Raw genomic sequence first — 10,720 nt, forward strand, 5'->3', positions numbered from 1 at the left:
GAGAAGGTGGTTGAAAGAGCTGTTTGAATATCCATAAAAAAACCGTAATTAGCGAAACTAATTACGGATTATTCACGATCATTTAGATCGGTCAACCGATCAATTAACCTTAACTGATCGGCATTACCAAATTTGGGGCTTTTTTATTGTTTATACTTTTCACCACACTTTAATTTAGCCTACATAACTCATTTATGGACTAGCTTAGAGGTGTTTATATTCTAGTAAAAAACCTGCCTGACCTGCTGGTAATGCCGTTATGTAAAAATTGGTATACCTTATGGTAATATTAAAGCGCTAAATTGGTTGATCATATGACTGCGTTTGAGTATATTAAAGTCAAAGGACACATAAAATATACATAAGCATAACAAGCTAACACACTAAAATCACACAACAACAACCAGCGGAGAATTCAAATGTCGTTGAAGTCACGAGATAGCAATAATTCTACAACAGGGCAGTTTGCAATGCGCCCAGTTGCAAAATGGGTAAGAACAGCGGTCATCGCAGGTATGGCAAGTTCTTGCGTATTTACAGCAAGCGCACAAGAAGATCAGGGAAAAGCGACAGAAGTTGAAGAAGACGTTGAAATAATTAGTGTTACAGGTACTCGTAGAACAATACAGGACCAAATAGCAATTAAACGTGAAGCAACAACGGTAGTTGATGGCTTGTCATCAGAAGACATTGGTGATTTACCAGCACTGTCTATTGGTGAAGCACTTGAGTCAATTACAGGCGCTGCATCTCACCGTGAAAATGGTGGTGCAACTGAAATAACTATCCGTGGACTTGGTCCATTTTTAAGCGCAACACACATTAATGGTCGTGAAGCGACTAATGGTAGTGGTGACCGCTCAGTTAACTTTTCGCAGTTTCCTTCTGAACTTGTAAAAAAAGTAGCGATATATAAAACGCAAGATGCCTCAATGATTGAAGGTGGTGTTGCAGGTGTTATTGCACTTGAAACTATAACTCCACTTGATTTTGGCAAACAACGTGTATCTGCAGAGGTTAAATTAAACTACAACCCTGATGAAGGTAATGTAGATAACTCACTTCAAAGTGACGCTGGTTACCGTGGCACGTTTAGTTATGTTGACCAGTTTGAATTTGATAACGGCCAAGCCGTTGGTGTGTCTTTTGGTGTACAGCGCCAAGATATTAGCCAACCAGAAGCTGAATACAGAAGCTCTAGCCCATCAGGTTCTTCATTATGGGCCTGTTTAAACGATCCAAATAATACTAATGAAGGTTTTTACCGTAGCAGCGCAGGCGACTGTGAAGACCAAGTTAGTGGCAGTAGCAACCAAGGTTACGATACAGAAATTGATCCTGAAACGGGCAAAGCAGTAAGTGATGGTACTCCGTATGCTTGGACTGGCAGTAGCCGTAGTTACCGCCAAAACGAAACATCAGATGAGCGTGATGCAATGTTTTTTGCACTGCAGTACCAGCCGTCAGCTGATTGGGATGTTAACTTTGATGCACAAATATCAGATAGAACACAAAAAGAAGCACGCCACGATTTAATCTTTTTACAAAAACGAGCAACACCTGGTGTAACCGGACCAACACTTGTCACTAACGATGTAGGCGGTATTTTACATTGGGAAGGTGAAGAGCGCATTGAATCAGCGGGTGAGCAATTTTCTCGTGAAGAAAACTACCAAGGTTATGGCATAAATATAGAACATACAGTTACTGATAGACTAACTGTTGATTTAGATTTAGCGTACTCAAAAACAGAACGCGAAGAACTTCAAATATCTAACCGTGGTAGAACCTCAAGCCAAACTTTCTTTTCTTGGGATATGGGCGATGAAATCCCTCATTTCACATTAACAGACTTTGACGTAACAGATATTTCAAACTTTACAGATAGCCTAAGAACACGACTTGATCGTGAAAATGTTCGTGAAAACGAAGTTATCTCAGCGCGACTAGATTTTGACTATGCGCTAGATGGCAATGTTTTTACCAGTGTTCAAGGTGGTATTAGAACATCTGAAATGACCTTCCTACAGTATGGTGGTGGCCAAGGTAACGGTTCAAGAAACGAATTTACACTAGACTCTGGTACTGAAGCGCTTGACGTATTACAAGGTTGTCAAATCGATTTCCCTGAATCAGGCTTTTTATCGAGTGTATCTGATGGCGATATCGTAACAAATGTTGATAGCGACGGTAACGTTGTAGCTAGCGGCACAGGTTCATCATGGGCTACATACGACAACGTATGTTTCTCACAAGCTGTAGCTGGTTCTAACGTTGATGGTGTGTTTGCTTACCCAGAAGTTGAATATGAAAATACGGGTACAATTGATGTAACAGAAAAAACAACATCAGTGTACTTAATGGCTAACTACGATACTGAAATGTTTGGCAAATTCATTCGCGGTAACTTTGGTCTTCGTATTGTAGACACAGAAGTAACTTCGATTGGTTTTAGAAATAGCTTTGACGTAGTAACAAGCGGCACAGGTGTACTTTCTCTGGTTGAATCTGATAATGGTCCATTGGATAAAATAAAAAGCGGTGGTGACTACACGAAGTATTTACCAAGTTTTAACCTAGTTATTGATTACAGTGAAGATATTTTATTCCGAGCTGGTATATACCGTGGTATGTCACGCGCAGATCCATCTGATTTAGGTTACAGCCGTACATTCCAAGAAGATACAGAAGGTACAGCAACTTCAATTAGCGATTTATTAGTGGGTGTAAATGGTTCTGGTAACCCAGATACTCAACCGCTTATGTCGTGGAACTACGATGCTGCATTTGAATGGTACCCTAACGAAGATTCAATCTTAGCGTTAAGCTTATACTACAAACAGTTCAACGGTGGCTTTCAACAACAAACAGTAATTGAAGATTTTACTGTTGCCGGTGAAACTGTTTCATTACCAATTACTAACTCTGTTACGTCAGACGATGACAGTGAAATACTAGGTCTTGAAGCTTCATTTTCTTACCGCTGGGATAATGGCATCGGTATGAAATTTGGTTACAACTATGCAGACACTGATTTTGAGTTCCAAGATAGCTTATACGGCGATACGTTTGAGACTGACGTAGATGGTAATACTACACAGTTAACTGACGGTATTATTGAGTCGGCTTCAGTACCTGGTTTCTCAAAGCATGTATTTAGCAGCCAGCTGTACTACCAAATTGGTGGATTTGATACTGCTGTTATTTACAAATATCGTAGTGAGTATTTCCAACCATATACTACAAATGGTACTCGACTTCGTTATGTTGATGGCGTAGGTGTGTGGGAAATGCGCGCATCATACAAAATCGATGAGCACTTCAGAGTTAAAGCAGAAGTAATTAATTTGTTCAGCGCACCTAAATCACAAGATTTCTTTGTTGAAGGTAACCTTGGTGAGGTGAATGACTACGGCCCACGCTTATTCTTAGGTTTAAGCTACAAGCTGTGACTGTTGTTTTAGTGTGTATTAAGTAGTGAATTATACCAATTGCATTAAATAAGTGAGCTATTTGGAATCTATTTTATGCGATAGGGTGATTATGTTTTTTAATAAAATTGGTATTAACTACTTCTGACATCTACTTTAAGCTTTAGCTTTTGGCCAGGTTGTAAGTATTTTTGACCGGCTAAGTTATTCCACTTAATAATTTCGTTAACGCTTAGATTAAACTTAGACGCAATACGTGCAAGTGAGTCACCACGGCGTACTTTGTATGTAATAGTACGGTTGGTACTTGCCGTTGCTTGTGGTTTATTAGCTGACTTATACACAGTAAGTTTTTGATTTAGGTGTAGTACAGAGTTTTTCTTTAGCTTATTCCATTTAGCCAACTCATCCATAGTTACGTCATATTCGCGGCTAATGTCCCATAACGTGTCGCCACTTTTAACTGTGTGCGAAAGCTTTGTGCGAGTTGCTTTATTAGCAGCTAAGCGCATCTGCTTTGGTAAATGCTCGCTATTTATAGCGCCATCAGTAAGCGGGACTAATAATTCTTGGCCTACTTTAATCGTATTTGATTTGAGTTTATTAAGCGATCGGATTGCACTTGAGCTCGTTGTAAACTTTTTGGCAATTACTGATAAGCTGTCGCCTCGAGCCACAATATAACGTTGCCAGCGTAATCTGTTTTTAACATCAGTGTTTGCTAGTTTTTGGCTAAATTGCTCTGCTTTATCTACTGGCAGTAATAAAGAATGTGGGCCATTAGGATCAGTTGCCCAGCGGTTAAAACCAGGGTTTAATCTGTATAGCTCAGTAAGCGTCATATCAGCCATATCAGCAGCAAGCGCTAAATCTATTTGCGAGCCAACATCAACCACTTCAACCACTTGTGCATTAATTACTGGTTGCCATGTAACATTAAAATCATCTGAGCGTTTTAATAAATCGGCAAGTGCTAATAACTTTGGTACGTAGGCTGTTGTTTCGCTAGGTAAATCAAGAGACCAAAAATCGGTAGGTAAATGCTTTTTACGATTCTTTTTAATCGCGCGCATCAAGCGCCCTTCACCTGAGTTGTAAGCAGCAATCGCGTTAAGCCAATCGCCTTCAAGTGTTTTATGTAAATACGATAAGTAGTCAAGTGCTGCGCGAGTCGACTGCACTATGTCGCGACGACCGTCGTACCACCAGTTTTGTTTTAAATCGAATCGCTCACCGGTTGCAGGCATAAACTGCCAAATGCCCGATGCGCTACGATTAGAGTATCCAAATGGGTCAAATGCGCTTTCTACAATAGGAAGTAGTGCAATTTCGATTGGCATTTCGCGCTTTTCTACTTCCTCAACTATAAAGTGTAAGTAAGGTTCTGCACGTTTAGAAATACGATCTAAATAGGCTTGGTGGCGAGCGTAATAATTACGTTCAGTAACAACAGGGCGGTTTTGCGGTATTTCGATAGAAAGTTGGTAGCGAATTCGCTCCCATACATCATCAAATACGGGAGCTTCTTGCTCATCAGGGTCAACTTGCTGATATTGTGCGTTTACCATCAATGCATTGTTAATGTCGTTAGGACTTGCGCCTTCGAGTTGTTGGTTTGCTTGCGTGGCGACTTGAGAGTCTGAGTCTAGAGTTGCTACAGTTTGACAACCACTTAGCGCTAACGCCAAGGCTACTAATAGGGGAGATTTATTCATAAATACCAATACATCGGGTAAAAAACTCGGCGAATACTACCTGTTATGAGTTAACATTGCCACTTAATGACTTTTTAAAACGCAGAAATAGAATCATCACTATATCATTAAGTTAATGATTCTAATAAAATAAATATTAAAGTATTAGTTTGTGCATTAAAAATTGTCTTTGAACTGTCTCAGACTAGCAAAGTTTCCCCAAGGTTCATTGTTTTTTGTAACCGAGATGAATTTTCCTGGCACTAACTCTGTAATGGTTGGCAAATCGCTACGCATAAATGGATTTATTTTTAGCTCCTGTCCAATAGAAGTTGGTAGGGAAATTTGGTTATTACTGCGTAATTCATCTACTTTTTTACTGTACGCAAGGAGTTCTGGGTTGCGAGGTTCAACCGCTTTGGCAAAGGCAAGATTAGCTTGCGTGTATTCGTGTGTGCAATACACACTACAGCTTGCAGGCAGCTCTCTTAGTTTATTAAACGATTCCCACATTTGCTTTGGTGTGCCTTCAAATAATCGCCCACATCCACCGCTAAACAATGTATCGCCTGTAAAAGCAAGTTCATCATTTGTATAGCAAATATGATCAAGTGTATGCCCAGGCGTCGCTAAAATATTAAAGTTAATATTAAGTACGCTAATGCTTTGAGCATCAGTAAGTGAGTGAGTAATGCCTTTAAATGGACTATTCGCGGGGCCATAAACCGATATATTTGGATAGGCGCCAACTAATGCAGCTACGCCATCAGTGTGGTCGTAGTGATGATGCGTAATTAAAATCCCACCAAGCGTAAGTTCGTGCTCAGCTAGATACGCTAATACGCTCTGTGCTTGGCCAGGATCGACTACCCATGCTTGGTTACTGTTATCGGTAGTTAAACACCAAATGTAATTATCAGAAAAGGCTTTAATTGCTTTGACTTGCACCATGGTAAATTGCTCTATAAAGTGACACTTATCGCATAGTATAACGAGCTCAAAAAATGAAACCAGCCCTTAGTTTTCAAGAAGGACCCAAACCACTGTCGTGGCAGCAGTTTCCTCATGGGGATTATTTGCGTGCAGATATTGAACGTAAGATGGAGCAGTGGCTGCCGCGTATGTTTGGCTATCATATGCTTAAGCTAGGTAATTTAAGTGGCGAATTAAACACAAGTATAAGTACGATTAAACACCAAGTGTGTGTTGCAGAGCCTGGGCCTTACACCGGGGTAGTCGCTGACATAGACGAATTACCATTTTACGAGCACAGTATTGATGCCTGCATACTAAGCCATTGCTTAGAGTATCATTCAGACCCACATCACATTTTACGAGAAGCACATCGCACGCTTATTCCGGGTGGTTATATAGTAGTGACTGGCTTTAATCCATTTAGTTTGTGCGGACTTGCACAAATGTTGCCTTTTAGTGGTCAGAAATTACCGTGGACAGGGCGCTTTTTTACACCCGCACGGGTTAAAGATTGGCTAAACTTACTTGGTTTTGAAATTGTAAGTGATGAACGTTTTATTTATTCATCACTGGCAAGAGGTAATAGGCTATCAAGGTTTGAGTTTTGGCGTACTTTTGCAAAACAGTATTTAAAACCAATGGGCAGTGTTTATATGCTGGTGGCACGAAAAAGAGTTGCGCCACTTACGCCAATAAAACCTAAGTGGCATGCTAGGCCGCAGTTTGCACCAGTAAAAGGGGCTGGGCTTAGACAAACCTCTAAGCAGCATTACAAAACGTGCGACCAAGAAAATAATACCAATTGCATTAAATAAGTGATCTATTATAGCGCTAAGAAAATAGCACATTAACAAGGCGAAAATTGTGACATATAGTTGTTCTATATGAATCATTTTTAACGCAGTTAGTGAGTTATTTAATGCGATAGAATGAACATGTTTTAATAAAATTGGTATAACAACAGCTAATTAAGGCTGGTAGCCTACATCTTCTAGTAAATCTTTGCTGCCAGCTGCATCGCGCGCCAAATCGTCAACTATTTCGTTGTACTTATGGCCGCTATGCCCTTTAACCCATTTCCAGGTTACATTGTGCTCGCTACAGGTTTTATCTAGGCGTTTCCATAAATCGACGTTTTTAACCGGCTTTTTAGCTGATGTTAACCAGCCACGTTTTTTCCAGTTAGTGATCCACGATTCAATACCTTGCTTAACATATTGGCTATCGGTTGTTAGATTTACTTCGCATTCTCGAGTGAGTGATTCTAGGGCTACAATAGCCGCGAGCATTTCCATTCGGTTATTTGTTGTGAGTTTATAACCTTGGCTCATTTCTTTTTCGTGGCCGTTATAAATCATAAAAATACCATAACCGCCCGGGCCTGGATTACCTAAACATGAGCCATCGGTGTAAATCTCTACGGTTTTTTGCACTGTTTTACCTTGATCTTATGTACAATAAAGTGATTATAGAAAGATACCAGAATCAGGCTAAATTCGATATGGCACGTAGACAAATAGTTTTAGATACAGAAACCACCGGCATAGACCCTAAACAAGGGCACCGTATTATAGAAATTGGGTGTGTGGAGTTAGTAAATCGCCGTTTAACAGGCAATAACTTTCACGTTTATATAAATCCACAACGGCCAAGTGAAGAAGAAGCGATAGACGTTCACGGTATCACTAACGAATTTTTACGTGATAAACCGTTGTTTCATCAAATTGCCCAAGAGTTTTTCGACTATATTGAAGGGGCTGAGTTAGTTATTCATAACGCGCCGTTCGATATTGGCCACATGGATAACGAATTTGCGTTGCTTAATCAGGGTTATCCTAAAACAGATACTTTTTGTCAAGTTCTCGACACGCTTAAAATGGCGCGTGACTTGCATCCAGGTCAAAAGAACAACCTTGATGCATTATGTCGTCGTTACGATGTAGATAACGGTAAACGAACGCTTCACGGCGCGCTACTGGATTCTGAGATTTTAGCCGATGTTTACCTTGCCATGACGGGCGGTCAAACAAAGTTGAATTTGAATCAAAACAAAGATGACGGCAGCGAGCAACAGAAGGGCGGTATAAAGCGTTTAAATAGTGATAGAGCCCCATTAGTTGTTCTGCGAGCAAGTGACGCTGAGCAAAGCGCACACGAGGCACGATTGGATCTTGTAAATAAAGAAGGCGGCCAATGTATCTGGCGCGCTGAATAAGGCGATTTAATGAAAACGATGTATTTTGTAACAGCGTTATGTGCAGCTACTTTATTTACTGGCAATGCATATGGCGTAAAACAAGTAGAAGTGCTCAAGCGCGATGGGCATCAAAATGAGATCCCTTTACTTGATAATCGTTTTCGCATAGATAGCAAAATAGATGAAATAACACTGCTTTTTTTTAGAAAATCAGGTGCACCTGCTGTTATTTTAGTGAGGCCCGATGGCAGTAAGTACTTTGCTGCTGACTCTGTTAAAAACCCTAACTTAGATTGGTTTGACGAACTCAGCTACGATTTAGTAACCATAAAAAAACCTATGGCAGGTCCTTGGCAAGTCATAGGCAGTATTTTGCCCGACAGCCGAATAGTCGTATTAGGCGAGATATCTCTTGAGGCAGAGCCTCTTCCTTCAATGTTGTTTAGAGGGGAGACAATAAAAATCACTGGCAAAATACTAAATGACGGTGAGCCAATTAATACAAACCTATTTAGAGATGTTGTGAGCCTTAATGTCGACTTTGTAAGTACTAACAATGAAAACTTTGCTAACTTTGGCGCAGGCATTCAAGAAGTCGCTGAATTTAAAGACGATGGACGTGGATTTGATGAGCGCCCTAAAGATGGTGTATTTACGGGCGAGTTTACTTTAGATTTCCCTGCGGGTGAATGGACTCCAGAACTTTACGTGGCAACACCACTGCTGCAGCGACGCATCGTGCAAAATACAATAGAAGTGCACGAGCCGCCTTTTGTAACCGAAGTCGCGTTAGCAGAGCAAGATACAGACGAGCATCTGTTAACTATAAATATAGACCCAAGTATTGTTAAGCCAGAAACAGTCATCATCCAGGGAAAAATCTACTATCCCAATAACGAAGAGCAAATGTTTACCATAGATGCTGCTGCTAAAGATTCACGACAACTTAGTGTTAAAAATTATGATTGGGGTAGATATAGCGTTGAGCTGTCAGTTTTTGGGACTAATATTAATGGCCGCGAATTTATGGCAACGCTACCAACGTACAAATTTGAGATAGAACGACCTATAGAAGCGGTGCCCGAAATTGATCCTGCAACGATTATTACCCCAGATGAAATGATTGAGAATGAACCCGTTGAAGAAAAAATGGCCACATCTACAATTATTAGTTTAATTGTAGGCTGCAATACGCTTATTTTATTACTCGGTTGGTTGTTAATTCGTATATTTGTTCAGAAAAAACCGATTAAATTTAAAGTGAAGCTGCCTTTTTTAAAGAAAAAGAAAACAAGTGAAGGTGATGTTGCCGACACAGAAAAAAATCAAGTCGGTAAAAATGGCTCAAAAAATGACAGATCAGGTGAAATTTTAAACCTTTCGATGACAGATGACTAAAAAACCTATAAAAAAACAAAAAAGCCCTTGACGAAATAGGGGTTGGTTCGTATTATTCACGCCGCTGTCAGGGAGACCTAAACAGCAACGAAAATATGGAGTGGTAGTTCAGTTGGTTAGAATACCGGCCTGTCACGCCGGGGGTCGCGGGTTCGAGTCCCGTCCACTCCGCCATTTTCGTAAAATTTGTAAGTAAAAGCTGGAGTGGTAGTTCAGTTGGTTAGAATACCGGCCTGTCACGCCGGGGGTCGCGGGTTCGAGTCCCGTCCACTCCGCCAACACTTACACAACTTATGGTTGTAAAACATATTCTTATTATGGAGTGGTAGTTCAGTTGGTTAGAATACCGGCCTGTCACGCCGGGGGTCGCGGGTTCGAGTCCCGTCCACTCCGCCAATAAGAAAAAATAACAGTTTAAATATGCGCTGGAGTGGTAGTTCAGTTGGTTAGAATACCGGCCTGTCACGCCGGGGGTCGCGGGTTCGAGTCCCGTCCACTCCGCCAACTATTTAAACAATGTTATATTACAAAATTTGTATGCTGGAGTGGTAGTTCAGTTGGTTAGAATACCGGCCTGTCACGCCGGGGGTCGCGGGTTCGAGTCCCGTCCACTCCGCCAACAAATTAAGTAATAACAAGTATAATGATATCTCTGCGGAGTGGTAGTTCAGTTGGTTAGAATACCGGCCTGTCACGCCGGGGGTCGCGGGTTCGAGTCCCGTCCACTCCGCCATTTGATATCATGATTAAAATTAGTAAGTGCATTACCCCATGCACATACCACTGCGGAGTGGTAGTTCAGTTGGTTAGAATACCGGCCTGTCACGCCGGGGGTCGCGGGTTCGAGTCCCGTCCACTCCGCCACTTGTTATTTCCTAAATGACAAGTTTATGCTCGAAAAACACTCAAAACACTCAAAACACTCAAAACACTCAAAACACTCAAAACACTCAAAACACTCAAAACACTCAAAACACTCAAAACACTCAAAACACTCAAAACACTCAAAACACTCAAAACACTCA

The 10,720-nt window shown here is 40.9% G+C and carries 7 protein-coding genes and 7 tRNA genes; 11 read left to right on the forward strand and 3 right to left on the reverse strand.

The features are described 5' to 3' along the window. Positions 1-419 precede the first annotated feature (419 nt). Positions 420-3,452, forward strand: a complete 3,033-nt coding sequence (locus H4J63_RS18605; RefSeq protein ID WP_182197936.1) for a TonB-dependent receptor — start codon at positions 420-422, stop codon at positions 3,450-3,452. A 113-nt stretch (positions 3,453-3,565) separates the two neighbouring features. Here H4J63_RS18605 and H4J63_RS18610 read toward each other — a convergent pair whose 3' ends face one another. Both H4J63_RS18610 and gloB read right to left on the reverse strand, forming a co-directional pair. After that, positions 3,566-5,146, reverse strand: a complete 1,581-nt coding sequence (locus H4J63_RS18610; protein ID WP_182197938.1) for a LysM peptidoglycan-binding domain-containing protein — start codon at positions 5,144-5,146, stop codon at positions 3,566-3,568. A gap of 156 nt (positions 5,147-5,302) precedes the next feature. Further along, positions 5,303-6,076 carry a hydroxyacylglutathione hydrolase gene (gloB, locus tag H4J63_RS18615; RefSeq protein WP_182197940.1) on the reverse strand — a complete coding sequence of 258 codons (774 nt, stop codon included), beginning with the start codon at positions 6,074-6,076 and terminating at the stop codon, positions 5,303-5,305. A gap of 53 nt (positions 6,077-6,129) precedes the next feature. On the opposite strand from gloB, the gene H4J63_RS18620 reads away from it, so the two are divergent. Further along, positions 6,130-6,915, forward strand: coding sequence for a class I SAM-dependent methyltransferase (locus tag H4J63_RS18620; protein WP_024599756.1), 786 nt, complete (start codon positions 6,130-6,132; stop codon positions 6,913-6,915). 153 nt (positions 6,916-7,068) lie between these two features. Here the strand turns inward: H4J63_RS18620 and rnhA are convergent, their stop codons facing one another. Then, positions 7,069-7,533, reverse strand: coding sequence for a ribonuclease HI (gene rnhA / locus H4J63_RS18625; RefSeq protein WP_170071927.1), 465 nt, complete (start codon positions 7,531-7,533; stop codon positions 7,069-7,071). Between the two features lie 68 nt (positions 7,534-7,601). Between rnhA and dnaQ the strand changes: the two genes are divergently transcribed. The 9 genes from dnaQ (at position 7,602) to H4J63_RS18670 (ending at position 10,559) form a co-directional block, all read left to right on the forward strand. Beyond that, the gene (dnaQ, locus tag H4J63_RS18630) at positions 7,602-8,315 is read left to right on the forward strand and encodes a DNA polymerase III subunit epsilon (RefSeq protein WP_076924405.1); all 714 of its coding nucleotides are present in this window, start codon (positions 7,602-7,604) and stop codon (positions 8,313-8,315) included. 9 nt (positions 8,316-8,324) lie between these two features. Beyond that, positions 8,325-9,695: a TIGR03503 family protein gene (locus H4J63_RS18635; protein ID WP_170071928.1), complete on the forward strand. Its 1,371-nt coding sequence runs from the start codon at positions 8,325-8,327 to the stop codon at positions 9,693-9,695. Positions 9,696-9,792: 97 nt separating this feature from the next. Further along, positions 9,793-9,869 (forward strand) — tRNA-Asp (locus tag H4J63_RS18640). A 27-nt stretch (positions 9,870-9,896) separates the two neighbouring features. Continuing rightward, a tRNA-Asp gene (locus tag H4J63_RS18645) sits at positions 9,897-9,973 on the forward strand. Between the two features lie 41 nt (positions 9,974-10,014). Beyond that, a tRNA-Asp gene (locus H4J63_RS18650) sits at positions 10,015-10,091 on the forward strand. Between the two features lie 31 nt (positions 10,092-10,122). After that, positions 10,123-10,199, forward strand: a tRNA-Asp gene (locus tag H4J63_RS18655). Positions 10,200-10,237: 38 nt separating this feature from the next. After that, positions 10,238-10,314, forward strand: a tRNA-Asp gene (locus H4J63_RS18660). 37 nt (positions 10,315-10,351) lie between these two features. Beyond that, a tRNA-Asp gene (locus H4J63_RS18665) sits at positions 10,352-10,428 on the forward strand. Positions 10,429-10,482: 54 nt separating this feature from the next. Beyond that, positions 10,483-10,559, forward strand: a tRNA-Asp gene (locus H4J63_RS18670). The last annotated feature ends 161 nt before the right edge of the window (positions 10,560-10,720 follow it).

The organism is Pseudoalteromonas sp. 5Ae-yellow, from assembly GCF_014077565.1.
Classification (GTDB): Bacteria; Pseudomonadota; Gammaproteobacteria; order Enterobacterales; family Alteromonadaceae; genus Pseudoalteromonas.